This window comes from Halomonas litopenaei, assembly GCF_003045775.1.
Lineage (GTDB): Bacteria > Pseudomonadota > Gammaproteobacteria > Pseudomonadales > Halomonadaceae > Halomonas > Halomonas litopenaei.
On record NZ_PXNS01000005.1, the window covers coordinates 212,743 to 237,470 of the forward strand.

The 24,728-nt window shown below is 66.1% G+C and carries 19 protein-coding genes; 16 read left to right on the forward strand and 3 right to left on the reverse strand.

Annotated elements, in window-relative coordinates:
* Positions 1-22: 22 nt before the first annotated feature.
* The 3 genes from oadA to C6W88_RS09795 all read left to right on the forward strand — a co-directional run bounded on the left by oadA (position 23) and on the right by C6W88_RS09795 (position 5,176).
* Positions 23-1,834 (forward strand): sodium-extruding oxaloacetate decarboxylase subunit alpha, encoded by a 1,812-nt coding sequence (oadA, locus tag C6W88_RS09785; protein WP_108132322.1) that lies wholly within the window; start codon positions 23-25, stop codon positions 1,832-1,834.
* 9 nt (positions 1,835-1,843) lie between these two features.
* Positions 1,844-3,166 carry a sodium ion-translocating decarboxylase subunit beta gene (locus tag C6W88_RS09790; RefSeq protein WP_108132323.1) on the forward strand — a complete coding sequence of 441 codons (1,323 nt, stop codon included), beginning with the start codon at positions 1,844-1,846 and terminating at the stop codon, positions 3,164-3,166.
* A 231-nt stretch (positions 3,167-3,397) separates the two neighbouring features.
* Positions 3,398-5,176 (forward strand): bifunctional ornithine lipid synthase OlsF, encoded by a 1,779-nt coding sequence (locus C6W88_RS09795; protein WP_108132324.1) that lies wholly within the window; start codon positions 3,398-3,400, stop codon positions 5,174-5,176.
* Between the two features lie 77 nt (positions 5,177-5,253).
* Here the strand turns inward: C6W88_RS09795 and C6W88_RS09800 are convergent, their stop codons facing one another.
* Both C6W88_RS09800 and lexA read right to left on the reverse strand, forming a co-directional pair.
* Entirely contained in the window at positions 5,254-5,880 is a 627-nt protein-coding gene (locus C6W88_RS09800) for an IMPACT family protein (RefSeq protein WP_108132325.1), read from the reverse strand.
* Positions 5,880-6,356, reverse strand: coding sequence for a transcriptional repressor LexA (lexA, locus tag C6W88_RS09805; protein ID WP_108132326.1), 477 nt, complete (start codon positions 6,354-6,356; stop codon positions 5,880-5,882). The genes C6W88_RS09800 and lexA overlap by 1 nt, the downstream gene beginning before the upstream one ends.
* A gap of 276 nt (positions 6,357-6,632) precedes the next feature.
* On the opposite strand from lexA, the gene ccmA reads away from it, so the two are divergent.
* From ccmA to C6W88_RS09870, 13 genes are all read left to right on the forward strand, one after another.
* Positions 6,633-7,274 carry a cytochrome c biogenesis heme-transporting ATPase CcmA gene (gene ccmA / locus C6W88_RS09810; RefSeq protein WP_108132327.1) on the forward strand — a complete coding sequence of 214 codons (642 nt, stop codon included), beginning with the start codon at positions 6,633-6,635 and terminating at the stop codon, positions 7,272-7,274.
* Entirely contained in the window at positions 7,271-8,005 is a 735-nt protein-coding gene (gene ccmB / locus C6W88_RS09815; protein WP_045991115.1) for a heme exporter protein CcmB, read from the forward strand. The genes ccmA and ccmB overlap by 4 nt, the downstream gene beginning before the upstream one ends.
* A 51-nt stretch (positions 8,006-8,056) precedes the next feature.
* Positions 8,057-8,797 (forward strand): heme ABC transporter permease, encoded by a 741-nt coding sequence (locus C6W88_RS09820; RefSeq protein WP_108132328.1) that lies wholly within the window; start codon positions 8,057-8,059, stop codon positions 8,795-8,797.
* Positions 8,794-9,006 (forward strand): heme exporter protein CcmD, encoded by a 213-nt coding sequence (gene ccmD / locus C6W88_RS09825; RefSeq protein ID WP_231498600.1) that lies wholly within the window; start codon positions 8,794-8,796, stop codon positions 9,004-9,006. The genes C6W88_RS09820 and ccmD overlap by 4 nt, the downstream gene beginning before the upstream one ends.
* Positions 8,996-9,466: a cytochrome c maturation protein CcmE gene (gene ccmE, locus C6W88_RS09830; RefSeq protein ID WP_045991113.1), complete on the forward strand. Its 471-nt coding sequence runs from the start codon at positions 8,996-8,998 to the stop codon at positions 9,464-9,466. The genes ccmD and ccmE overlap by 11 nt, the downstream gene beginning before the upstream one ends.
* Before the next feature lie 221 nt (positions 9,467-9,687).
* Positions 9,688-11,688, forward strand: coding sequence for a heme lyase CcmF/NrfE family subunit (locus tag C6W88_RS09835; RefSeq protein WP_108132329.1), 2,001 nt, complete (start codon positions 9,688-9,690; stop codon positions 11,686-11,688).
* 61 nt (positions 11,689-11,749) lie between these two features.
* Positions 11,750-12,298 (forward strand): DsbE family thiol:disulfide interchange protein, encoded by a 549-nt coding sequence (locus C6W88_RS09840; RefSeq protein WP_108132330.1) that lies wholly within the window; start codon positions 11,750-11,752, stop codon positions 12,296-12,298.
* Positions 12,289-12,891 carry a cytochrome c-type biogenesis protein gene (locus C6W88_RS09845; protein ID WP_308812416.1) on the forward strand — a complete coding sequence of 201 codons (603 nt, stop codon included), beginning with the start codon at positions 12,289-12,291 and terminating at the stop codon, positions 12,889-12,891. The genes C6W88_RS09840 and C6W88_RS09845 overlap by 10 nt, the downstream gene beginning before the upstream one ends.
* A complete protein-coding gene (gene ccmI / locus C6W88_RS09850) occupies positions 12,888-14,108 on the forward strand; it encodes a c-type cytochrome biogenesis protein CcmI (RefSeq protein ID WP_108132331.1) in 1,221 nt (406 codons plus the stop codon). The genes C6W88_RS09845 and ccmI overlap by 4 nt, the downstream gene beginning before the upstream one ends.
* A gap of 3 nt (positions 14,109-14,111) precedes the next feature.
* Positions 14,112-17,609 (forward strand): chromosome segregation protein SMC, encoded by a 3,498-nt coding sequence (gene smc / locus C6W88_RS09855; protein ID WP_108132332.1) that lies wholly within the window; start codon positions 14,112-14,114, stop codon positions 17,607-17,609.
* A 225-nt stretch (positions 17,610-17,834) separates the two neighbouring features.
* Positions 17,835-19,853: a cell division protein ZipA gene (gene zipA, locus C6W88_RS09860; protein ID WP_108132333.1), complete on the forward strand. Its 2,019-nt coding sequence runs from the start codon at positions 17,835-17,837 to the stop codon at positions 19,851-19,853.
* Positions 19,854-20,045: 192 nt separating this feature from the next.
* The gene (gene ligA / locus C6W88_RS09865; RefSeq protein WP_108132334.1) at positions 20,046-22,088 is read left to right on the forward strand and encodes an NAD-dependent DNA ligase LigA; all 2,043 of its coding nucleotides are present in this window, start codon (positions 20,046-20,048) and stop codon (positions 22,086-22,088) included.
* Positions 22,085-22,357, forward strand: coding sequence for a YheU family protein (locus tag C6W88_RS09870; protein ID WP_045991106.1), 273 nt, complete (start codon positions 22,085-22,087; stop codon positions 22,355-22,357). Before ligA ends, C6W88_RS09870 begins: the two co-directional genes overlap by 4 nt.
* A gap of 200 nt (positions 22,358-22,557) precedes the next feature.
* Here C6W88_RS09870 and mnmC read toward each other — a convergent pair whose 3' ends face one another.
* Positions 22,558-24,603 (reverse strand): bifunctional tRNA (5-methylaminomethyl-2-thiouridine)(34)-methyltransferase MnmC2/FAD-dependent 5-carboxymethylaminomethyl-2-thiouridine(34) oxidoreductase MnmC1, encoded by a 2,046-nt coding sequence (gene mnmC / locus C6W88_RS09875; RefSeq protein ID WP_108132335.1) that lies wholly within the window; start codon positions 24,601-24,603, stop codon positions 22,558-22,560.
* Positions 24,604-24,728: the final 125 nt, after the last annotated feature.

Here is a 24,728-nt window from a genome sequence, read left to right on the forward strand (position 1 = left end):
TCATAACGATAAGGACCCAGCCATGAGCGAATCTGCACGCCCGCTAGGCATCACCGATGTCGTGCTACGCGACGCCCATCAGTCTCTGTTTGCCACCCGCATGCGTATCGACGACATGCTGCCCATCGCCGAGAAGCTCGACAAGATCGGCTTCTGGTCGCTGGAATCCTGGGGCGGCGCCACCTTTGACGCCTGTATCCGCTACCTCGGCGAAGATCCGTGGGAGCGGATACGGGCGTTGAAGGAAGCCATGCCCAATACGCCCCAGCAGATGTTGCTGCGGGGCCAGAACCTGTTGGGCTATCGCCACTATGCCGATGACGTGGTCGACCGCTTCGTCGAGCGCGCCAAGACCAACGGGGTCGATGTCTTCCGCGTGTTCGATGCGATGAACGACCCACGTAACCTCGAGCGTGCGATCCAGGCGGTCAAGGCCAACGATGGCCATGCTCAGGGTACCATCTCCTACACCAAGAGCCCGGTGCACACCCTGGATAGCTGGGTGGAATTAGCCAAGTCCATCGCCGACATGGGCGCCGACTCCCTGGCGATCAAGGACATGGCGGGGCTTCTGACTCCCTATGACGCCTTCGAGCTTGTCACCAAACTCAAGTCGGCGCTGAATATTCGCATCCATCTGCACTGCCACGCCACTACCGGGCTTTCATCGGCGACCGCGCTCAAGGCCGCCGAGGCAGGCGTCGACAACGTCGATACCGCCATCTCCTCGATGTCGATGACCTACGGCCACAGCCCCACCGAATCGCTGGTGGCGATGCTCAAGGACACCGAGCGCGATACCGGCCTGGACCTGGAGGCCCTGGAAGATATCGCCGCCTATTTCCGTGAGGTGCGCAAGAAGTACGCCGCTTTCGAGGGCTCGCTCAAGGGTATCGACTCGCGCATTCTGGTGGCCCAGGTGCCGGGCGGCATGCTCACCAACATGGAAGGCCAGTTGAAGGAGCAGGGCGCCGGTGATCGTCTCGACGAGGTGCTCAAGGAGATTCCCCGGGTCCGTGAAGACCTCGGCTATATTCCGCTGGTGACCCCCACCTCCCAGATCGTCGGCACCCAGGCGGTGATGAACGTGATGATGGGGGAGCGCTACAAGTCCATCTCCAAGGAGGTGCAGGCGCTGCTCAAGGGCGAGTACGGCGCTGCGCCGGCGGACTTCGACAGCGAATTGCAGAGCCGGGTGCTGGACGGTGCCTCGCCGATCACCGAGCGTCCCGCGGATCGACTGGATCCCGAGATGTCGCGGTTGACCGATGAGCTGGCCGCCAAGGCCAAGGATGACGGCATCCGTCTGGCCGAAGGCGAGCGTCAGGTAGACGACGTTCTGACCTACGCACTGTTCCCGCAGATCGGGCTCAAGTTCCTCAAGAACCGTGACAACCCCGACGCCTTCGAACCCGCGCCCAGTGTCGAGGCGGCGACGCCCGCTGCGCCCGCCAAGGCGACGGCGGCCAAGGCTGGTACCGCCGGACCCGAGACCTACACCGTCAAGGTCAACGGCACCGCCTACGTGGTCGAGGTCGCCGAGGGTGGCGACATTTCCCAGGTCAAGGAAGCGCCCGCCGCTGGCTCTTCTGACGCTGCACCGGCGGCGCCGGCAGCTTCCTCCGGCGAGACCATCGATGCACCGCTGGCCGGCAACATCTTCAAGGTCAACGTCAAGCCCGGCGACAGCGTGGCCGAGGGTGACGTGGTGGTCATCCTCGAGGCGATGAAGATGGAGACCGAGGTCCGCGCTGCCGCTGCCGGCACCGTGTCTGACGTCCAGGTCGCCGAGGGCGACAGCGTCTCCGTCGGCGACACCCTGATCGTGCTTTAAGGACCTCCCATGGAGAAGATTCTGACCCTATGGTACGGCTCCGGGCTGTACAACCTGACCCTGGGCCAGGCGGTGATGCTGGTGGTGGGCCTGCTGCTCTTGTGGCTGGCCATCGCCAAGAAGTTCGAACCGCTGTTGCTGGTGCCGATCGGCTTCGGCGGCATCCTGGCCAATATTCCCGAGGCAGGGCTGGCGTTGTCGGCGGCGGAGCAGGCGGCCCACCTGGGCCGTCCCGAGCTGCTGGCGCAGATGGCCCAGGCGCTCGGCACCAGCCTGCCGGCTGGCGCCGACGTGGATACCTGGCGCTACGCCATCAGCGAGACGCTGCACGGTGATATCTCGCCGGCGCTGCTTCGCACCGCCAACGACCTGGCCATGGATGGGGGCTATTCCCATGGCATGCTGTATCAGTTCTACAGCGTGGCCATCGCCTCCGGTATCGCGCCGCTGGTGATCTTCATGGGGGTCGGCGCGATGACCGACTTCGGTCCGCTGCTGGCCAACCCGCGCACCCTGTTCCTCGGCGCCGCCGCCCAGTTCGGCATCTTCGTGACCCTGATCGGGGCGGTGGGCATGACCGCCATGGGCTGGATGGACTTCAGCCTCAACCAGGCTGCGGCCATCGGCATCATCGGTGGAGCCGACGGTCCGACCTCGATCTATGTCTCGAGCATCCTGGCCCCCGAGCTGCTGGGTGCCATCGCGGTGGCGTCCTACTCCTACATGGCGCTGGTGCCGTTGATCCAGCCGCCGATCATGAAGGCGTTGACCACCCAGAAGGAGCGCAGCATCGCCATGACCCAGCTGCGTCCGGTGTCGAAGCTCGAGAAGATCGTGTTTCCGCTGGCACTGCTGATCCTGGTGGTATTGTTCCTGCCGGATGCGGCGCCGCTGCTCGGGATGTTCTGCTTCGGCAACCTGATGCGTGAGTGCGGGGTGGTCGAACGGCTCTCGGACACGGCGCAGAACGCCCTGATCAACATCGTGACCATCTTCCTCGGACTGTCGGTGGGCTCCAAGCTGATGGCCGACCGCTTCCTGGCGGTGGAGACCCTGGGCATCCTCGGGCTCGGCATGGTGGCCTTTGCCATCGGCACCGCCTGCGGTGTGCTGATGGCCAAGCTGCTCAACCTCATCAGCAAGCATCCGATCAACCCGTTGATCGGCTCCGCCGGTGTCTCGGCGGTGCCCATGGCGGCGCGGGTGTCCAACAAGGTGGGGCTCGAGTCCAATCCCCACAACTTCCTGCTGATGCACGCAATGGGACCCAATGTTGCTGGTGTCATCGGCTCGGCGGTAGCCGCCGGGGTGATGATCAAGTACCTGGGATGATGATCGGGTCCCCGACATGATGGTCCCGGGATGGTGATCAAGACCCGGGAGTAGAGTCATCCGGGCCCGCAGCCCAGGTTTGACCGAACGCAGCGCCCCCGCCGCCAGGTGGGGGCGCTGCTTTTGTAGCTGACTCTGGTCGAGCCCGTCATCCCGCTTACACGCGATCGCCACGGTGCTGTCATGCGCGCTTTCTAGTCTGGCGGCTATTGCCACCGACGGAGGACGGGCATGATCGATGTCGAAAAGGCCTTGATGGCCAAGGTGCCGAAGGCACAGAGCTGGCCAGCCTGGTGCCGCCGCCTGTTGAGCGCCGGCCTCAAGGGGCTGGTGCACGAGCGCGAGATCAATGCCTTTCTCGAGCGTCATCGCCGCGCCGGAGGGCTCGAGTTCATCGACGCGGTGCTCGATCAGCTGAACTTCGGCTATTCGCTGTCGTCGCGTGATCGCGACAACATTCCGGTCGCCGGCAGGGTGGTGATCGTCGCCAATCATCCCCTCGGTGCTCTGGATGGGCTGGCGCTGGTACGCATGGTGGCGGATGTACGCCCTGACGTGAAGATCGTCGCCAATGATCTGTTGATGCAGCTTTCGCCGTTGGCACCGTTGCTGCTGCCGGTGGACAACCTGTCGCGCAGGGGCTTTCGCAAGAGCCTGCAGGGCATCGTTGATGCCCTCGACGATGAACAGGCGGTGATCGTCTTCCCCGCCGGCGAGGTGTCGCGGGCGGGGCCCAAGGGGGTAAAGGACGGCAACTGGCTGTCGGGTTTCCTGCACGCGGCCCGGCGCACCAATGCGCCGATCCTGCCGGTGCACGTTGGCGGTCGCAACTCCTCGCTGTTCTATTCGTTGGCCTCGCTGTACTCGCCGCTGGGCACGCTGCTGTTGCCCCACGAGATGTTTCGCCAGAAAGGGCGGCACATCACGCTCAAGGTGGGGGGCGAGATCCCGCTGTCACGCTTCGACCGCGAGGACCTGGCCACCGTCGCCAAGCTCAAGCTGTTGCGCAAGCACGTCTACCGTCTGGGGCGGGGACGCAAGGGCGTGTTTGTCTCCGAGGCCGGTATCGCCCATCCGGAAAATCGCCAGCACCTGCGAGAGGAGCTGGTCGACGCCGAGGTGCTGGGCAGGACGCCTGACGGCAAGCAGATCCTGCTGTTTGACCATCGTCCCGACTCTGCGGTGATGCGGGAGATCGGGCGGCTGCGTGAAATTGCCTTTCGCCGGGTCGGCGAGGGCACCGGCCAGAAGCGGGATCTGGACGAGTACGACGAGCACTATCGTCATCTGGTGCTGTGGGACGATCGTGACCTGGAAATCGCCGGGGCCTATCGTCTCGGTGAGGTCGGGCGCATCCTCGATAGCAAAGGCATCGAAGGGCTCTACAGCGCCACCATCTTTCATCTCGAACAGGCGCCGATGGATCGCTGGCGCCACGGGCTGGAGCTGGGCCGCAGCTTTGTCCAGCCACGCTACTGGGGACGTCGCAGTCTCGACTATCTCTGGCATGGTCTTGGCGCCTACCTGCGCCATCATCCCGAGGTGCGCTGGCTGTTCGGGCCGGTGACCATTCCCAATCATCTACCGCCCCTGGCCAAGGACCTGCTGGTCAGCTACTACCGGCACTACCACGGGGACGGTGACAGCCCGATCCGGGCCAAGGCGGTGTGCACGATGTCGCGCGCCGGGCGCGAGGAGGCGGATCGGCTGTTCGCCGGCAACGATGCCGGCGAGGACTTTCAGCGCTTGAAAGGCGCACTGCAGGCCATGGGGGCGGGGGTGCCGGCGCTCTACAAGCAATACGTGGAGGTGGCCGAACCTGGCGGCGTCAGCTTCAAGGCCTTCGGCGTGGATACCGCCTTCGGCTACTGCATCGATGGCCTGGTGGTGGTGGACGTGGCACGGCTCAAGGCCGACAAGCGCAGACGCTATATCGGTGAAGACGCTGTCTCGTCTGGAGAGGACGCTCTCACCAAGGACGAACACGCCGTCCTGGAGAGGCCGCTTTAGCAGGGGTCGCGTCGGACCGGTCCCGGAGGCGGAACAGACGGGGCTGGAGGCTCCCTCGACGTTAGCATCGAGCGGGCCTAGCCTGCCTGATGGTCCAGGGACTCGATGCGGCCCTTGAGGCGAGTGCTGAGCTCGCTCAGGTCGGTGGACCGTTCACTGGGCCAGCCCAGGGTCAAGGTGACGCCTTCGGCCCCGTAGTCGACCGCCTGCACCGGGATATCCTGCCCCTGGCACCACTGCCGTGCGTCGGCCTCGCCGGCAAAGTCGACCCGTATCTTGAGTGGGCGGCGCTCGATGCATTCGCCCCTGGGCAGGCTTTCCAGCGCCGTGACCAGCGCCTGGGTATAGGCGCGGGCGAGTCCGCCGGTACCGAGTTTGGTGCCGCCAAAGTAGCGGGTCACCACCGCGCCCACCTGGCCGATGCCATCGCCATCGAGTGCCTGAAACATCGGTCGGCCGGCGGTGCCGCCCGGCTCTCCGTCATCGGAGAAGCCAATGTGCACCTGCTCCCCGGGCGGGCCTGCGATGTAGGCGCTGCAATGATGGCTGGCATTGGGATGCTGCCTGCGAGCCTCGGCCAGCAGCGCTTCGAAGTCCGCCACCTTGGGGGCGTGGGCCACCCAGGCGATAAAGCGGCTCTTTTCCACCTCGATCTCGCTTTCGTGCCACTCACCGGGGGCAAGCTCGGGTATCGGGTAGCGCATCAGGCGGCCATTTCTTCCTGGCGGGCGACACCCATGACCAGGCCCAGCACACGGATGTCACTGTTATTCAGGTAGATCGGGGGCATGGTCTCGTTGGCCGGCTGCAGGCGAACACCATTCTTCTCGATATAGAGCTTTTTCAGGGTGACCTCCTGGTCATTGATCATCACCACCGCCGTTTCGCCGTTCTCGGCGCTTTCCTGGCGTTCGATGATGATCACATCGCCGTCGAAGATATTGCAATCGATCATCGAGTTGCCGCACACCTTGAGGGCGTAGGTGTTGCGCCTGACCATGCGCGATGGCACCTGCAGGGTGGCGTTGTCCAGGCAGGCCTCGATCGGCATGCCGGCGGATACCTGTCCCAGCAGGGGGACCTCCACCAGGGCATCCGAGGTGGAGTCGACGGGTGCCCAGCTGTCGGCGATGGGCAGGTTGGGCAGGCGTTCGAGGAACTGGCAGGTCGCGATATCCATGGCGCGGGGTCTCCCTTGTTGTGAGGGTCGGGCTGTCACGGGATGGAGTAGCGGGTGGCGATTGGTGTCAACGTCGAGGGATCTTGGTACTGTCGATTCATACAGTATGTGAAAGATAGCAGGCCTTGCCGCTCGTGCAAGTGCCATGGATCAACGAAAGGTGCATTGCCTGTGCGATTGCGGCTGTCAGCTGCGCTGGCTGTCTGGTTCGGGTAGTGCAATCGGTGTAAAGTCTGTGCGTGATTTGCTGCCCCGTCCCTGGTTGTGGAGTGCCCTTTGCGTCTGTGTCTTGAAGCCCGACAACTGGCCTGTGAGCGCGATGGCCGCTGGTTGTTTCGAGGATTGGATGTTGTCCTCAAGGCGGGGGAAGTGCTCCGAGTCGAGGGACCCAACGGCAGTGGCAAGACCACGCTGTTGAAGATCCTGTGCGGCCAGATCGCCGACGTCGATGGAGAGGTGCGCTGGCAGGGGCGGGCGCTGCCCCGCGCCCGCGCCGACCTGCTGGCCAACCTGCTGTATCTGGGCCATGCCCCGGGTATCAAGGCCAACCTGAGTGCCCTGGAAAACCTGCGTTGGTATCAGGCGCTGGGGGGCGAGGGGCGCCCCGATGCCGAGCTCGAGGCGGCCCTGGCCGAAGTCGGCCTGGCCGGCTTCGAGGACGTCCCCACCGCCCAGCTATCGGCCGGCCAGAAGCGCCGGGTGACCCTGGCTCGTCTGGTGTCGAGTCGCCGTGCCCTGTGGGTGCTGGACGAACCTTTTACCGCGATCGATGTGGCCGGCGTGGCCGCCCTGGAGCGCCGCCTGGCCAGCCATGCCGCCAGCGGCGGCGCGGTGCTGGTCACCACCCACCATCCGCTGTCCAATGTGCCTGGCGTACGCCGGCTGACCATGGACGGACAACGACAGGTGGCTTCATGAACACGCCGATGTCTGGGTCGATCGAAGCCGCCGAGCCGGTCAGAGAGGCCGGTGATGGCCTTGGCCGCGCGATGGCTGCCACCTTCCGCCGTGACTTGACGGCGGTCGCCCGTCGACCGGGTGACGCCCTGACCCCGCTGGTGTTCTTCGCCATGGTGATCACCCTGTTTCCACTGGGGATCTCGCCGGAACCCGAACGCCTGGCGCTGATCGCCCCTGGCGTGTTGTGGGTGGCCGCCTTGCTGTCGGCACTGCTGTCGCTGGACGGCCTGTTTCGTGGCGACTTCGAGGACGGCACCCTGGAGCAACTGTTGCTTGCACCGCACCCGCTGTCGCTGCTGGTGCTGGCCAAGGTCGCCGTGCACTGGTTGACCACCGGGCTACCGCTGGCGTTGATGGCCCCCTTGCTGGGGGTGCTGCTGGCATTGCCCCAGGGCAGCTACCTGGCGCTGAGCGCGACCCTGGCACTGGGAAGTGGCTGCATCAGCCTGATTGGTGCCATCGGCGCAGGGCTGACGGTGGGGCTGGCGCGTGGTGGCATGCTGCTGTCGCTTCTGGTGTTGCCACTTTTCATGCCGGTGCTGATCTTCGGCACCGGCGCCATGGGCGCGGCGCTGGGCGGCGGGGAATGGCTTGGGCACCTGGCGGTGATCGGCGCGCTGTTGTCGGTAGCGCTGATGGCGGCTCCTGTGGCCATTGCCGCGTCGCTGCGCATCAGTATCCATGGTTGATCGGGCCGTCGTGGCCATCACGAATTCAAGGTTGATCGAGGTACAACGCTCATGTGGGCCTTCTTTCACAAGCTGGGATCGCCGCGCTGGTTCTACGGCATAGCCGCGCGTCTCTCTCCCTGGTGCTGGGCGCTGGCGCTGGCGCTGATCCTGGTCGGCAGCGTCTGGGGGCTGGCCTTCGCTCCGGCGGACTACCAGCAGGGCAACAGCTTTCGCATCATCTACGTGCACGTGCCTGCGGCCTTCCTGGCCCAGTCGATCTTCTTGGCGCTGGCCGCCTCCGGCTTCGTATTCATGGTCTGGAAGATCAAGATCGCCGACATGGCGGCAGCGATGATGGCGCCGCTGGGCGCCGCCATGACCGCCATCGCCTTGCTGTCGGGGTCGGTCTGGGGCAAGCCTACCTGGGGCACCTGGTGGCAGTGGGACGCCCGCCTTACCTCGATGCTGATCCTGCTGTTTCTGTATCTTGGCGTGATGCTGATCCGGCGCGCCTTCGCCCGCCCCCAGAGCGGCGCCAAGGCGGCGTCGGTGCTGGCCATGGTGGGGGTGATCAACATACCCATCATCAAGTACTCGGTGGAGTGGTGGAACACCTTGCACCAGCCCGCCAGCTTCACCATCACCGAACGCCCGGCGATGCCGGTCGAGATGTGGATGCCGCTGTTGATCATGGTGCTGGGGTTCTACGCCTTCTTCGCGGCCTTCACCCTGACCCGCACCCGTACCGAGATCCTGCGCCGTGAAGGCCACAAGCGCTGGGTGAAAGAGCTGTTCGAGGAGCGTCCATGATGGCTTTCGAGTCGCTGGCCGAGCTGGTCAGCATGGGCAGCCACGGCCCCTATGTGTGGACCGCCTGGGGTGCGACCCTGGGCTTTCTGCTGTTGAGCGTGATTCTGGTTCGCGGCGAAAGCCGCGGTGTTCGGCGCACCTTGCGCCGCCGGCTGAGGCGTGACGCCGCGGTCGCAAGTTCCCCCTCGGAGGATCAAGATGAGGGCTAAACGCCGAAATAAGATGCTGCTGGTGCTTGGACTGGTGGCGCTGTGTGCGGTGGCGGTGGGACTGACGCTGTACGCCCTGCGCTCCAACATCAACCTGTTCTTCAGCCCGGTGCAGATTGCCGCCGGAGAAGCCCCCGTGGACCGGCAGCTGCGTGCCGGCGGGATGGTCAAGGAAGGCAGCGTCCATCGTGACAGTGACAGCCTGGACGTCAGCTTCGTGGTCACCGACTACGTCGACGATGTCGAGGTGCGCTACAGCGGCATCCTGCCGGACCTGTTTCGCGAGGGGCAGGGCGTGGTGGTGGTCGGCGAACTGACCGGCGACGGCTATATCGCGGCCGACAAGGTGCTGGCCAAGCACGACGAGAACTATATGCCGCCCGAGGTCGCCGAGGCATTGGAAGACGCCGGCTATTCGCCGGCAGACTACAAGCAGGCGGGCCCAGGCACGTCGCAGTAGGCTGCGTGCATCGACAAAAAAGGTATCCCGACAACAGGGCTCCGTGGTGCGGGGTCTTGTTTGCCCGAGGGGGCAGGGCCGAAGGCGCTTCTTCGAGCCAGAAGGAGACAGGGTCAATCGACCATAACGCAGGCGTTCCGGGCCCATGGGCCCACGCGATTCAGTCGCAGAGCCAGGCGCCAGTGGACTGACGCGGACGGAAGGCGGGCCAAGGTGAATCCATGCTGATCAAGATGATTCCGGAAATCGGACACTACGCGCTGATCGTGGCGCTGCTGATGGCCTGCGTGCAGGCGGTGCTGCCGCTGGCCGGGGCTGCCACTCGGCGCCCGCTGTGGATGGCCTACGCGCGGCCGATGGCGGCGGGCCAGCTGGCCTTTCTGTTGATCGCCTACGGCTGTCTGACGGCGAGCTACATGCTCGACGACTTCAGCGTGGTCAACGTCGCCAACAACGCCAACTCGCTATTGCCCTGGTACTACAAGTTCAGCGCGGTGTGGGGCAACCACGAAGGCTCGGTGCTGCTGTGGAGCCTGATCCTCGGAGTCTGGACCTTCGCCGTGGGCTGCTTCTCCCGGGGGCTGCCACCGGACATGGTGGCGCGCGTGCTCGGCGTGATGGGGCTGGTCAGCGTGGGCTTTCTGGCCTTTGTGCTGATCACTTCCAACCCCTTCGAGCGTTCGCTGCCGAATATCCCCGCCGACGGCGCCGACCTCAATCCGCTGCTGCAGGACGTCGGTCTGATCATCCATCCGCCGATGCTGTACATGGGTTACGTGGGCTTCAGCGTGGTCTTCGCCTTTGCCATCGCTGCGCTGCTGGGCGGACGCCTGGATAGCGCCTGGACCCGTTGGGTGCGCCCCTGGACCAATATCGCCTGGGCCTTTCTCACCGTCGGCATCGCGCTCGGTAGCTGGTGGGCCTACTACGAACTGGGCTGGGGCGGCTGGTGGTTCTGGGACCCGGTGGAGAACGCCTCGCTGCTGCCCTGGCTCGCCGGCACCGCGCTGATCCACTCCCTGGCGGTGACCGAAAAGCGCGGCACCTTCAAGAGCTGGACGGTGCTGCTGGCGATCACCACCTTCTCGCTGTCGCTGATGGGCACCTTCCTGGTGCGCTCAGGGGTGCTGACCTCGGTGCACGCCTTCGCCAATGATCCTTCGCGGGGCCTGTTCATTCTGGTGCTGCTGGGCATCACCGTGGGCCTGTCACTGTTGATCTTCGCCCTGCGCGCGCCACGGGTCAGCCAGCCCGGCGGCTTCAACTGGGTATCCCGCGATGCCCTGTTGCTGGTCAACAACATCCTGCTGGTGGTGATGACGGTGACGGTGCTGCTCGGGACCGTCTATCCGCTGCTGCTCGACGCGCTGAACCTGGGCAAGATCAGCGTGGGGCCTCCCTACTTCAACGCCCTGTTCGTGCCCCTGACCGTATTGCTTTGCGTGTTCATGGGGCTTGGCCCCAGCGCCCGCTGGAAGCGCATGGCCGGGCGCGAGCTGCTGACCCGCCTGTGGATCGCCGGTCTCGGCGCTCTGGTCATCGGCGTGGCGGCGCCGCTGGTCTACACCGGGCAGTGGAACCTGAAGGCGTCGCTGGGCCTGGTCGCGGCGCTGTGGCTGGTGCTGTCGCTGGTGCGTGACCTGTGGGGCAAGACCTCCCGAGCCGGCTCGCGCCTTGGCGCCCTCAAGCGCCTGACGCCTGCCTACTGGGGCATGGTGCTCGGCCATCTGGGGCTTGCCGTGACCATCATCGGGGTCGCCCTGGTGTCCAACTATTCGGTGGAGCGCAACGTGCGCATGAATGTCGGTGACCGCGTCGAGGTCAACGGCATCGGCTTTCACATGACGGCGCTGGACGAGCGTCGTGGGCCGAACTATGTCTCCGACGCGGCCACCATCGAGGTGACCCGAGAGGGCGCCAGCGCAAGCTTTGAGATGCACCCGGAGAAGCGCCTGTACATCGCGCGCGGCATGCCGATGACCCAGGTGGCGCTGCGGCCTGGCCTGTTCCATGACCTCTACGTGGCCATGGGCGAGGAGCTCGACGACGGCAGCTGGGCGCTCAGGGTGCAGATCAAGCCCTTCGTGCGCTGGCTGTGGCTGGGCGCGCTGCTGATGGCCGCCGGTGGCATCATCGCCGTCGCCGACAGGCGCTACCGTCGCCGCTTGAGCGTACGTGAGCCCGAACCTGTCGTGACGGCCAGGGAGGCCAATGCATCATGAAAGATCGTCAGCCGCTGGCCTTCGCTCCTGTCATTGTCGTCACGGCCAGGGAGACCCGTGCATGAAACGTCGACTTCTATTGCTGTTGCCGCTGGTGCTGTTTCTGGCGCTCGGAATCTTTCTCTATCAGGGGCTGTCGATCAACCCCTTTGAAAGGGAATCCGCGTTGATGGCCAGGGAGTTCCCGGACTTCGAGCTGTCGACCCTCGAGGATCCCGAGCGCCGGGTGAGCCAGGACGCACTGTCCGGCGAGCTTTCCCTGGTCAATGTCTGGGGCAGCTGGTGTCCGACCTGTCGTCAGGAGATGCCGCAGCTTCTGGATCTGGCCGAGCGCGGGGTACGCCTGGTCGGGGTCGACTACAAGGAAGAAGGTGCCAGCGACGGCGAGCGCAGAGCCAGGGGACGCGCCTTCCTGACCCAGTTCGGCAATCCCTTCGAGTTCAATATCTTCGATCCCGAGGGTACCCTCGGCTTCGATCTCGGCGTCTACGGCGCTCCCGAGACCTTCCTGGTAGACGCCGAGGGGATCATTCGCTACCACCACACCGGCTATATCACCGCCGACGATGTGGAGAAGATCATCTTGCCGGAGGTGGAAAAATGGCGTTGATCGATCTGTGCTGCTCGAGCGCTATCAGCGCCCGCACCCGCGCTATCAGTTCCAGCGCCCGCACCCGCGCTAGCGGCGACGACCGCAGCGCCCGTGCACGTAACCTGCCTGGCTCGGGCCTTGGCTGGCTGGCGGGCATGGTGCTGGCGCTGTTGATGCTTGTCGCTGCGCTCGACGCTCGGGCGGAAGCCATCGAGGTACGCGGCTTCGACAACCCGGTGACCGAAAAGCGCTATCAGGAGCTGACCGCCACCCTGCGCTGCCCCAAGTGCGAGAACCAGGCCATCGGCGACTCCAACTCGCCGATCGCCGCCGACATGCGCGAGCGGGTCTACGCCCAGCTTCAGGACGGCCGCTCGGACAAGGAGATCATCGACTTCATGGTCCAGCGCTTCGGCGACTATGTCCTCTACAATCCGCGTCTCGAGGGGCGCACCCTGCTGCTGTGGGGGCTGCCCGGCGCGCTGGTCGTCATCGGCGCCCTGGTGCTGTGGCTGATCATCCGCTCACGGCGACGCACCCAGGTACGCAGGCTGTCCGCCGAGGAGCAGGCGCGCCTGGACGACCTGATCGATAGAGAGGGATCCGCATGACCCTGTTATGGCTGGCCTTTGCCGTTCTGCTGCTGCTCGCGGCCTGGCTGCTGATCCTGCCCCTGCGCCGTGCGGCGAAGGTGGAGCGCCTGCAACGTGCGCTGGAGGACAGCGATGACGCCGCCGCCCAGAACGTGGCGGTCTATCGTCGTCGGGTGGCGTCGCTGGAAGCGGCCAAGTCTCGGGGAGACATCGACGCAGCACGCTTCGACGAGGATCTCAGTGAACTCCAGCGCAGCCTGCTCGATGACACCGAGCGGCTCAAGCGCTCGCCGCTGAAGTCTGCCGCTGCGGGCAAGCTGGCGGTGCCGCTGGTGCTGGTGGCGGTGGTGGTGGTCAGCGTGCTGTGGTACCGCTGGGAGGGCGCCGAGGGCGACCTGGTGCTGTATCAGGCCATCGAAGAGGTACGCAACGACCCCGAGGCGAGCCTCGCGCTGATGATCCAGCGCCTCGAGCAGCAGGCCGAGAGCCAACCCGACAACCCTCGCGTGTGGCAGACGCTGTATCCGCTTTACCGCGACAGCGGCGCCTACGCCGAGGCCAGCGATGCCATCGAGCGTGTGCTTGCGCTGGAGGGGCGTTCACCCTGGTGGATCGGCGAGTTGGCCAAGATGCAGTACTTCATCAACGAAGGGCGGCTCGACGATCGCATTCTGGCGCTGTCCCGGGAGGCCAGTCGCGAGGCGCCGAATCTGCCCTCGGCCATGTGGTTTCTGGGGGTCGAGGCCTTCCAGCAGGACGACTACCAGGGCGCCCTGGGCTTCTGGCGGCGCGGTCTGTCGACGGCAGACGACTCGCCGTTGTCCGAGGCCATGCGCCAGGGCGTCGCCCAGGCCGAGCAACGCCTGGCCCCTGCGGCGAGCGAGCGCAATGTGCTGGTCAGCCTGTCGCTGGCCGACGAACTGGTCGGGCGTCTGGCGCCGGAGACCACAGTGTTCGTGGTGGCACGGGACAGCGAAGGCAAGCTGCCGCCGCTGGCCATCGAGCGCCTGACCCTGGCCGACCTGCCGGCCAGCCTGACCCTTGACGCCAGCGATGCCATGTCGCCCATGGCAAGCCTCGCGCAGGTCGATGAGGTGCGTCTGCTGGCGCGGGTATCGTCCAGCGGCCAGGCCCAGCCCCAGGCCGGCGATCTCATGGGTGAACGACAAGGGGTTGCAGTAGGCGGCCCGGACATGGATCCTGTCGCGCTTATCATCGATCGAGTGATTGAATAGTCCATGCGTCTGACGTCGATCCGGCTGGCCGGGTTCAAGTCCTTCGTCGATCCGGTCACGGTGCCCTTTGACGGCAACATGACCGCCATCGTCGGTCCCAACGGCTGCGGCAAGTCGAACATCATCGACGCCGTACGCTGGGTCATGGGCGAATCCTCGGCCAAGACCCTGCGTGGCGAGTCGATGACCGACGTCATCTTCAACGGCTCCACCGGGCGCAAGCCGGTGGGCATGGCCTCCATCGAGCTGACCTTCGACAACCGTGACGGCACCATGGGCGGGGTCTACGCCCAGTACGCCGAGATCTCGGTCAAGCGTCAGGTCACCCGGGACGCCCAGTCCAGCTACTTCTTCAACGGCCAGAAGTGTCGCCGACGCGACATCGCCGACCTATTCCTGGGCACCGGCCTGGGGCCGCGCTCCTACGCCATCATCGGCCAGGGCATGATCTCGCGGCTGATCGAGGCGCGTCCCGAAGAGCTGCGCGCCACCCTGGAAGAGGCCGCCGGTATCTCCAAGTACAAGGAGCGCCGTCGCGAGACCGAAAATCGCATGCGTCGCACCCAGGAGAACCTGGACCGGCTCGACGATATCCGTGAGGAGCTGGACAAGCAGCTCGAGCGGCTCAAGCGTCAGGCCGAGGCGGCCAGACGCTACCAGTCGTTGAAAGAAGAAGAGCACCGGGTCAAGGGCGAACTCGCACTGCTGCGCGGACGCGCCTTGCGTGCCGCCCAGACCGAGCAGGACACCCGGGTGCGCGAGCTCGAGACCGCGGTGGAGCGCGAGGTGCTCGGCATGCGCCAGTGCGAGACCCGGCTGGAAGAGGCCCGCGCCGAGCACGATGGCCTGGCCTCGGAGCTCGACCAGCGCCAGGCACGCTTTTACGAGACCACCACCGCCATCGCCCGCCTCGAGCAGGAGCTCGAACACACCCGCTCCCGCGATCAGCAGCTGGCGCGGGATCTCGAGAGTGCCCGCCGCGAGCTCGAGGAGCTCGATCGTCTCGGCGAGGACGACAGTCAGCGCCTGCTGGCCCTCGAGGATCGCCTGGAGACCCTCGGCCCCGAGCAGGAAGAATTGGCCGAGCAACTGGCAGAGCTGGAAGCGGCGCTGGAGGAGGCCGAGCCCGCGGTGGAGGAAGCCGACGCCGAATGGGAGGCCTTCAACGAACGCTGGCGCAGCGACAGCCACGAGGCCGAACGCACCCAGGACCGCCTGCGTGAGCTGGAAGCTCGGCTCGAGCGCATCGCCGCCGACCGTGCCAAGCGCCGTCAGCAGCTCGATGAATTGCCGGACCTGGCCGGCCTCAGCGCTCAGCGCGAAGAAGTGAAGAGTCAGCTGGCCGAGCACGAGGCCCGCGCCGAGGAGCTCGAGGAGCGTCGTGAACGGCTGATCGAGCAGCGCGACGCCAACCGTCGCGAGGTTGTCGAACATGACCGCGCGCGCGAGCAGGCGCTTGCCCGTCACAGCGCCCTGGGTGGCGAGATCGCCTCGCTGGAGGCGCTGATCGAGGCGGCCCTGGCCGACCACGACGAAAGCCTGGACCGGCACCTGGCCGAGCATGGCCTTGCCGAGGCGCCACGCCTGGGCGAATGCCTGAATGTCGAGCCCGGCTGGGAGGAGACGGTGTCCTGGGTGCTGGGTCCCTGGCTCAGGGCCCGCATGGCGTCGTCGAGTCACTGTCGTGAGGTGATGGCCTCGCCGCTTGCCGCCGAACTGGCACTGCTCGATTCAGAGGCCAGCGTCGACGCTGCCGGCGACAGCCTGGCGGCGAGGGTCAAGGGCGCCGGTGCGGCCGCGCAGTGGCTCGCCGGCATTCGCTGTGCGGCCTCCCGTGACGAGGCCTGGCAGGCACAGGATCGGCTCGAGGCGGGGGCCAGCCTGGTGACCGCCGACGGCCTGTGGCTAGGCCCTGGTTGGGCGCGCCAGCGGGGCGAGGGAGATGGGCCGGATGCGTTGCTGGTGAGCCGTGCCCGGCTGGACGAGGCAAGTGCCGCCCTGGCAGAGCAGGAACAGCGGCTGGCGTCAGTCGAGCAGGCCCGCGAAGGTGCCCAGGCGCTGGTCGATCAGGCCGAGCAGGGGCTCGAGCAACTGCGGCTGTCGGAGCGTGAGCTGGATCAGGCGCGTCAGCAACTGGCGGTTCAGGACAATGGTCTGGCCAGCCGGCTTGAGCATCTGTCCAGTCGCGGCGCCGAGATCCACGAGGAGCTCGAGGGCCTGGCCGAAGCCGACGAGGAAGCGCGGCTGGCCATCGAGGAAATGCGCGAGCAGTGGCAGAGCGCCATGGCCCGGCTGGAAGAGGGCGCCGAGGTACGCGAGCGTCTCGAGCGCGAGCGCACCCAGGCGCGCGAGCGGCTGGCCTCGCTGCGTACCCGCCAGCGTCCGCTGAGCGAGCGCTCCCAGCAGCTCACCCTGGAGCACCAGCGGTTGACCACCGAGCGTGCTGGCCTGGCCGAGCAGCAGGGGCGCGCGGGGGATACCCGCTCACGCCTGGAGGAGCGGGTGGCCGAACTCGAGGAAGCGCGTGAGGGGCTGCATGAGCCGGATGAGGAACGTCGCGAGCGTCTCGATGAGCTGTTGCACCGGCGCGAGCAGGAGGAGCGCCAGCTCAATGAGTCGCGGGCACGGGCGGCGGCGCTGGTCGAGCGCCTGCGCGACGACGAGCAGGCGCGGCAGAGCCACGAGCGAAATCTCGATGGCGTGCGCGAGCGTCTGCAGGAGGCGCGTATGCAGGTTCAGGCATTGGCGCTGAAGGCCGAGACCCAGGATGAGCAGCTCAGGGAACTTGGCCACGATGCCGAGGCTCTGACACAAGGGCTCGACCCCAATGCCACCGAGTCCGCCTGGCAGACCCGGCTGGAGGAGCTGGGCGAGAAGATTCGCCGGCTGGGGGCGATCAACCTGGCCGCCATCGAGGAGTACGAGCAGCAGGCCGAGCGGCGTGACTATCTCGAAGCGCAGCAGGCCGAGCTGAACGAGGCCCTCGAAACCCTGGACAAGGCGATCCGACGTATTGATCAGGAGACGCGGATGCGATTCCGCGATACCTTTGAGCGGGTCAACGCCGGCCTGCAGTCGCTTTTCCCGCGAGTCTTCGGTGGTGGAACCGCATGGTTGACCCTGACAGGCGATGATTTGCTGGAAACCGGGGTGGCCATCATGGCGCGACCTCCGGGCAAGAAGAACAGCACGATTCATTTGCTGTCCGGGGGAGAAAAAGCACTGACGGCGTTGTCCATGGTATTCGCCATCTTTCAGTTGAACCCGGCGCCGTTCTGTATGCTCGACGAGGTGGATGCGCCCCTGGACGATGCCAATGTCGGGCGCTATGCCAAGCTGGTGAAGGAAATGTCCGAGAGCGTTCAGTTCATCTATATCACCCATAACAAGATCGCCATGGAGGCCGGTGAACGACTGATGGGTGTGACGATGCAGGAACCTGGCGTCTCGCGACTGGTCTCGGTGGGCGTGGACGAGGCGGCCGCGCTGGCAGAAGCATGATGCACTTGAAAGGTGGTTATAATAGGGTTACCAAGTAAGACCATGATACTGCATGGCAAGGTAAGCAAAGGGAGTTGGAAGGGCGAATGCGAAGGGCACTGTCGAGAAGACCGGAGAAAATCCGGCGCTTGACAAATAAAAAAAGTGGCCCTTTTTTTCGCAATCACGCTATGCTGTTGACGGACAACCATCAGGCATGGCGCCTTAGCAAAGGCATGACGACCCATGGAACTAAGAGAGTGGCTGATCATTCTGGGGCTGGCACTGGTGACCCTCATCGTTATCGATGGGGCGCGTCGCCTCCAGCGCCAACGTCGCACTCCCCGCCTTGATGAGGTGCAGGGAGACGTCCTCGATAGTGGCTACGGTAGCTACGAAAGCGGCTATGGCAGTGGTCATGGCAGTCGCCATGATCAGGAACCCGCCATGGCGGCGAGCCCCGGACCCAGCGCGCCAGAGCGTCGGGAGGTGGCCTCGGTAGAGGACGACCCCGAGGAGCGTGCGCGCCAGGAAGAAATCAACTGGGAGCTGCCCAATGGAGGGGCCAGGGTCGTCAGGCCTGCGGACTTCTCCAATGTTCAGCCCAAGCCCAAGCTGCAGCGCCAGGAGCACCCCGGGCCATCCCGGGTGTTGTCCGAATTCCGCTCCAGTCAGGCCAGTCGCGCTCAGGAGGCTGGGGACAGCCAGCGCGCCGATGGATCGTCGACCAATGACCGGCCGGCGGACACCGTTGCCCCGCGAGCCAGTCAGCCGGCACCTGCAGCCCGGGCCGAGCAGCCCACCCAGGCAGAGGGTATAGAAGAGGGTGCAGAACAAGCGCCCGCCGAGGCAGAACCGACTCCAGCACAGGCAGAACCGACTCCAGCACAGGCAGAGCCGTCGGTGCGGGTCGATCAAGCGCCCGCGCAGGCCCCGAACGCTGAAAACGCTGAAGAAGTGGCCGAGCAGTCCTCCCTGACCGACGAGCCCATGGCGGCCGACAGCCGCGAGGAGCCAAGGGCGACCAGCGAGACGACGATGGACGCTCCGGTGGACGCTGACGCCTCCACCGGCAAGACTGCCCAGGACGAACACGCGGTGCGTGACGATGTCGCCGACGCGGGTGATGGGCGCCGCGAGCCCAGCTTGAGCGCGCGTCGTGACGATGACGTCGCCAGCGAGCCCGGCGACGCTGCCATGCCGTCTCTGGCGGCGGACCCACAGGACCACGAGGAGTTCGACGAGGATCAGTATCGTCTGGTGGACTTCGAGGGGATGGGAGATTCGTTGAAGGATCGCTCTCGTCGCATGGGGTCCTCCGTGCATCGTTTTGGCGCTTCGCTGCAGAAGTCGCTGGGAGAACGCCGGGAACAGAAGCGTATCGAACGCGAGAAGCGTGAGAAGGAAAGAGCCGAGAAGGCACGGCTCAAGGCCGAGCAGAAGGCCGAACAAGCCAAGCTCAAGGCCGAGGAAGAAGCTCGCCGGCAGGCCGAACAGGCACAGCATCAGGCCGAACAGCAGCGTCAGCGGCAGCAGGAAGAAGGGCTGCGTCAGGAGCAGGCCGCCCAGGAGGCCGAGCGCCGCCGTCAGGAAGCCTTGCTTGCCAGGCAGACCGCTGCCGATCAGCGTGGCGCCTCGTCGATGGAAGACGAAGCCTCGTTCGACGATGCCACGTACGACGAAGCCGCGTATGACGAAGCCGCATTTAACGAAGCAGCGGACGCCAATGCCGAAGACTCCAGGGTGCGCACCCATCCGGTGCTCGAGAAGGCCCTGCGCCACGACGTCAACGCCGAGCATGCCCGTGACAGCCTGAGCAATGCCGAGGAAATCATCGTCATCAGCGTGATGTCCCGTGACGAGGACGGCTTCCCTGGCACGACCCTGCTGGAGCTGATGATGGCCTGCGGTTTGCGCTACAGCCGAGACATGGGCATCTTCCATCGCTTCGAGACCGAGGACGAGGGCAGCGCCCTGCAGTTCTCCATGGTCAACGTGCTCAAGCCCGGGACCTTCCCGATCGAAGCCATGGACGACTTCACCACACCTGGCATCACCCTGCTGATGCCGCTGCCCAGCGCCAAGGACAGCTCGGCGGCCTTCGAGGCCATGGTCGAGACCGCGATGGTGATCGTGCGCCATATGGGGGGTGAGCTGAAGGACGAGAATCACAGCGTGATGACCGCCCAGACCGTGGAGTTTGCCCGCCAGCGGGTGCAGGAGTTCGAGCGCCGCCACCGCCTGCATCGTTATCAGGTGAACTGACCGCGCAGGCGCTGCCTGGTACGCGACGGCCCCGTGGAGACACGGGGCCGTCTGCGTTTTCCTTCTGTGTCTTGATGGGGTGGACCGGGGTTGCCTGTCGGGGGCGGTGATGTCTGGCGGTTTTCTCCCGGCGGGCATGGGGTAGAATGGCCGATCATCAGCACTTCGCACTTCGCCAGGACAAGGGTTTACATGACCACCGATGCTTCGACCCGTGACGAGGTCGCGCGGCTTCGCACCGAACTCGATGACGCCAACTACCGCTATCACGTGCTCGACGACCCGCGCCTGCCCGACGCCGAGTACGACCGGCTGCTGCGTCGGCTGACGGAGCTCGAACAGGCGCATCCCGAGCTTGCGAGCCCCGACTCGCCGACCCAGCGGGTCGGTGCCAAGCCCGCCGACGGCTTCCCCGAGGTGACCCACGCGCTGCCCATGCTGTCGCTGGACAACGCCTTCGATGACGATGAGATACGAGCCTTCGTCAAGCGGGTGGCCGAGCGTATGGAGCTGGACGCCGACGCACTGTCGTTCAGCTGTGAGCCCAAGTTCGACGGCGCCGCGGTCTCGCTGGTCTACCAAGACGGTGTGCTGGTCAGCGGTGCCACACGTGGCGACGGCCGTACCGGCGAGGGCATCCTGTCCAATCTGAAGACGCTGAAGTCCATTCCGCTGCGCCTTCGGGGCGAGACGCCGCCGACGCTGATGGAGGTGCGCGGCGAGGTCATCATGCGTCACCAGGAGTTCGAGGCGATGAACGAGCGTGCCCGTGAGCAGGGCAGCAAGGTCTTCGCCAATCCTCGTAATGCCGCCGCCGGCAGCCTGCGCCAGCTCGACCCCAGGGTGACCGCCACGCGGCCACTCGAATTCCGTGGCTACCAGGTAGCGCGCCTCGAGCCCGACACAGGCGCAAGCACCCATAGCGAACTGATGCAGCGGGTGGCCGAGGTCGGCCTGCCGGTCAGTCGCGAGCTCGAAGTGGTCAAGGGGGCGGACGGTGTAATCGACTACTGCCGCCGCCTGGGGGAGCGTCGTGAGCGCCTGGACGTCGATATCGACGGGGTGGTGATCAAGGTCGACGAGCTACGCCTGCAGCGCGAGCTGGGCTTCGTTTCGCGGGCGCCGCGCTGGGCCATCGCCTTCAAGTTCCCGGCTCAGGAGCAGACCACGACCCTCACCGACGTGGAATTTCAGGTGGGGCGCACCGGGGCGATCACCCCGGTGGCACGGCTCGATCCGGTCAGCGTGGCCGGGGTGACGGTGTCCAACGCCACCCTGCACAACGCCGACGAGATCGCGAGGCTTGGCGTGCGCATCGGCGACCGGGTCGCCATTCGCCGCGCCGGCGACGTGATCCCCCAGGTGGTCAGGGTGGTCGAGGCGGCAGGCGACGGCCAGGACATCGTCTTCCCCGAGCGCTGCCCGGTGTGCGAGTCCGAGATAGAGCGGATTGAGGGCGAGGTGGTGGCACGCTGCTCCGGCGGGCTGGTATGCGCCGCCCAGCGCAAGGAGGCGCTCAAGCACTTCGCCTCGCGCCGGGCGATGGACATCGACGGCCTCGGCGTCAAGCTGATCGATGCCCTGGTCGAGCGTGACTGGGTCAAGACCCCGGCGGACCTGTTCAGCCTGTCCGCCGAACGACTGGCAGAACTGCCGCGCATGGCCGAGAAGTCGGCCAGCAATCTGGTCGAGGCGCTGGAAAGGGCCAAGGCCACCACCCTGGCACGCTTTATCTACGCCCTGGGTATCCGCGAGGTCGGCGAGGCCACCGCGGCCAACCTGGCGAGCCACTTCGGCAACCTCGATGCCCTCAAGCAGGCCGACCGTGAAACGCTGGAGGCGGTGGACGACGTGGGTCCGGTGGTGGCCGCCCATATCGCCACCTTCTTCCACCAGGCGCACAACCTCGAAACGCTGGAGGCGTTGATCGCCGCCGGGGTGCACTGGGACGAGGTCGACGTCGGCGAGCGCCCCACGCCATTGGAAGGCCAGACCTGGGTGCTCACCGGTACTCTGGAGACCATGACAAGGGACGAGGGCAAGGCGCGCCTGCAGGCGCTGGGCGCCAAGGTGGCCGGCAGCGTGTCGAAGAAGACCCATTGCCTGGTGGCCGGCCCCGGTGCCGGCAGCAAACTGGCCAAGGCCGAGCAGGCGGGGGTCGAGGTGATCGACGAGGCGACCTTCCTCGCGCGCCTGAACGAGTGGGAATCCGAGAGTTCGGAGGAGCAAGCATGAGCCGTTTCGTCGAAGTACCCTATCGCATGTTGCCCGGGGAGACACTGGACGCCCTGCTCGAGAGTTTCGTCACCCGTCAGGGCTACGACACCACCGACACCGGCGAGGGCATGAAAGGCTGGGTCAAGGAACTCAAGGGTCAGCTCGAGCGCTCGGAGCTGATCATCGCCCACGACCTCGAGACCGAGAGCACCGAGGTGCTGACCCTGGCCCAGTGGCGATCCTTTGGCAGAGACATCGCAGATGACGAGGAAGAAGGAGACATCTGATCTGCCGATGTCCCAGGCCGCCTGACGCTTGCTGCGGCGGGTGAAAAAGACGACGGCCCGCCTTCAAGGCGGGCCGTCGGCGTCTGGGCGTTGCTGCTCGCGTCCAGCCCTGGAGCAAGCTCTGGTGCTAGCCCTGGTGCAAGCCCCGGAGCTAGCTCTATAGCCAGGCCCTGGAGCCCGCCCTTTTGCTAGCCCTGTCGCTAGCCCTGGCGCTTGCCCTGGACGATATCGCGGATCAGCCGCCGCCCCGGGTGCAGGTGGTCGGCCAGGGGGGCTTCCAGCGGCAGCGGTTCATCGCAGATCCGCGAGGCCAGCAGTTCGGCGCACAGCGGCGCGCTGGCCAGCCCCCGTGAGCCGTGGGCGGCGCTGATCCACAGGCCGGGATGGTGGCTGCCAGCGACGTCCGGCACCCGGGTGGCGTCCTTGGCCAGCACCGCGTAGTCGCGAAGCCATGCCGGCTGATCGGGCAGCGGGCCGGCGTAGGGCGTCTTGTCGGGGCTTGCGCAGCGCACACCGCCACGGCCATCGAGGTTCTCTATCGCCAGAGGATGGCCGGCCTGGCGCAGCTGGTCGAGGTAGCCCGGCAGGGTTCTGTCGAGTTCCTCCAGGTTGGCCTGGTGGTCTTCGTCGAGGGTGTCGTTGTCGCTACGCCCCGGGGCAAAGGTCGCGCCGAAGGTCAGCACGCCATCCAGCGGCGGTGCCACGTAGCCACCGGCGCAGACCACTCGCTTCGGCGCCGGGGCCTCGAGCGCCAGGGGCGCGCGGCTGACCTGGCCGCGTACCGCCTGCAGCGGCAGGCCAGTGACCTGGCTGAAGTCAGCCGAGCGATAGGCGGCGGCGACGATGACCTGATCCACCTCGATGGCGACGCTGGAGTGATCGCCCTTCGGGGCGTGGCTGCCGACAAGACGCCAGCCGCCGTCCTCCAGAGGCTCGATGCTGTCGATGCTGGCCTGGACGAAGGTCACCCCTGGCGTGCGGGCGAGCTGCTCGCACAGCTCGCGCGGCCTGGCCCAGCCTGCCAGCGGATAGTAAAGGCCGCCGTGGGGCAGCGAGAGCCCGGCGAGGCTGGAGGCCTCGTCGGCGTCGATGCCACGCACCACCGTGTGGGGAAGGCCGTGGTGATCGAGAAAGCGTCGCTGACGACGGGCCTCGCGCTCGTTGGCACCGAGTTGCAGCACGCCACAGGGCGACCACAGGCGCTGCTCGGGGTCGAGCCGGGCAAGCCAGCGCTGGCTGTAGAGCAGCCCGCCCAGATAGACCCGGCTCTGGTGGTTGGTGTCGGCGGCGAGCTTCACGTAGAGCGCGCCCTGGACATTGCCGGAGCCCCCGCTGCCGGGTCGCGAAGCGTCGATCAAGGTGACCTCGACACCGCGTCGGGCCAGTGCCTCGGCGGCGCTGCAGCCGGCGATGCCCGCGCCGACGATGGCCACGCGCCGACAGGGTCGCGCCTCAGGGGGGAGAAACCAGGGGGTGTGACGTCTGCCGGTATCGTCGGGAGGCGTGTCGATCTCGCCGGCGAGCATCTCGCGCTTGCGTCCGTGGCCCGGTACCTTGCGCCAGGTGAAACCGGCGGCCTTGAGCCCGCGCTTGACGATACCGGCGCAGGTGAAAGTAGCGAAGGTGGCGCCAGGACGGGAGTGCGCCGCCATCGCGGCGAACAGTGCAGGCTGCCACATCTCGGGATTCTTCGACGGGGCGAAGCCGTCGAGGAACCAGGCGTCCACCAGGCCGTCGAGCAGCGCAAGGCGTTCGCTGCTGTCACCCAGGTGCAGATCGAGAATGACCCGGGGCGACAGCACCAGTCGATGCACCCCGGTGACCGCCGCCGGCCATTGGCGAATCAACGCCGCCGCCTTGTCGGCCAGATCCGGCTGGCCTGCCAGGGCCCGAGTCAGATCCTCGGCGCTCATGGGATAGCGCTCGGTGGAGACGATGTGCAGCCGCGCCCCGGGGGGCGCCAGCGCCTCGAAGCTGTGCCAGGCGCACAGCACGTTGAGCCCGGTGCCGAAGCCCGTTTCACCGATCACGAAGGGGCGCTGCTCGTGCCAGGCGGCAAAGCGCTGGGGCAGCCGGTTGGCGGCGATAAACACGTGCTCGGTCTCGGCGCGACCGTCGTGGCGCGAGAAGTACACATCGTCGAAGGCACGGGAGTGAGGGCTGATTCCGCTGTCGTCCTCTCGCCAGTCCAGTTCGGCGGTAGTGGCGGCGGTCAGGGCGGGGAGGCCATCTGGAGATGATGTCACGTCGAAGATTTCCGGCTGGCGGGGCTGGTCAAGAATTGATCACTCTGTTGTCGAGGGCGTGGCAACAGGGTTACAGCAATGCGTCCGCGGCGTTTCAACAGACTTTTCCACAGACTCTGTGAACA

Excerpts from the sequence above, each read along its gene's own strand:
- oadA (WP_108132322.1), top strand. The coding sequence starts at position 23 with ATGAGCGAATCTGCACGCCCGCTAGGCATCACCGATGTCGTGCTACGC.
- C6W88_RS09790 (WP_108132323.1), top strand. The coding sequence starts at position 1,844 with ATGGAGAAGATTCTGACCCTATGGTACGGCTCCGGGCTGTACAACCTG.
- C6W88_RS09795 (WP_108132324.1), top strand. The coding sequence starts at position 3,398 with ATGATCGATGTCGAAAAGGCCTTGATGGCCAAGGTGCCGAAGGCACAG.
- C6W88_RS09800 (WP_108132325.1), bottom strand. The coding sequence starts at position 5,880 with ATGCGCTACCCGATACCCGAGCTTGCCCCCGGTGAGTGGCACGAAAGC.
- lexA (WP_108132326.1), bottom strand. The coding sequence starts at position 6,356 with ATGGATATCGCGACCTGCCAGTTCCTCGAACGCCTGCCCAACCTGCCC.
- ccmB (WP_045991115.1), top strand. The coding sequence starts at position 7,271 with ATGAACACGCCGATGTCTGGGTCGATCGAAGCCGCCGAGCCGGTCAGA.
- C6W88_RS09820 (WP_108132328.1), top strand. The coding sequence starts at position 8,057 with ATGTGGGCCTTCTTTCACAAGCTGGGATCGCCGCGCTGGTTCTACGGC.
- ccmD (WP_231498600.1), top strand. The coding sequence starts at position 8,794 with ATGATGGCTTTCGAGTCGCTGGCCGAGCTGGTCAGCATGGGCAGCCAC.
- ccmE (WP_045991113.1), top strand. The coding sequence starts at position 8,996 with ATGAGGGCTAAACGCCGAAATAAGATGCTGCTGGTGCTTGGACTGGTG.
- C6W88_RS09835 (WP_108132329.1), top strand. The coding sequence starts at position 9,688 with ATGCTGATCAAGATGATTCCGGAAATCGGACACTACGCGCTGATCGTG.
- C6W88_RS09840 (WP_108132330.1), top strand. The coding sequence starts at position 11,750 with ATGAAACGTCGACTTCTATTGCTGTTGCCGCTGGTGCTGTTTCTGGCG.
- C6W88_RS09845 (WP_308812416.1), top strand. The coding sequence starts at position 12,289 with ATGGCGTTGATCGATCTGTGCTGCTCGAGCGCTATCAGCGCCCGCACC.
- ccmI (WP_108132331.1), top strand. The coding sequence starts at position 12,888 with ATGACCCTGTTATGGCTGGCCTTTGCCGTTCTGCTGCTGCTCGCGGCC.
- smc (WP_108132332.1), top strand. The coding sequence starts at position 14,112 with ATGCGTCTGACGTCGATCCGGCTGGCCGGGTTCAAGTCCTTCGTCGAT.
- zipA (WP_108132333.1), top strand. The coding sequence starts at position 17,835 with ATGGAACTAAGAGAGTGGCTGATCATTCTGGGGCTGGCACTGGTGACC.
- ligA (WP_108132334.1), top strand. The coding sequence starts at position 20,046 with ATGACCACCGATGCTTCGACCCGTGACGAGGTCGCGCGGCTTCGCACC.
- C6W88_RS09870 (WP_045991106.1), top strand. The coding sequence starts at position 22,085 with ATGAGCCGTTTCGTCGAAGTACCCTATCGCATGTTGCCCGGGGAGACA.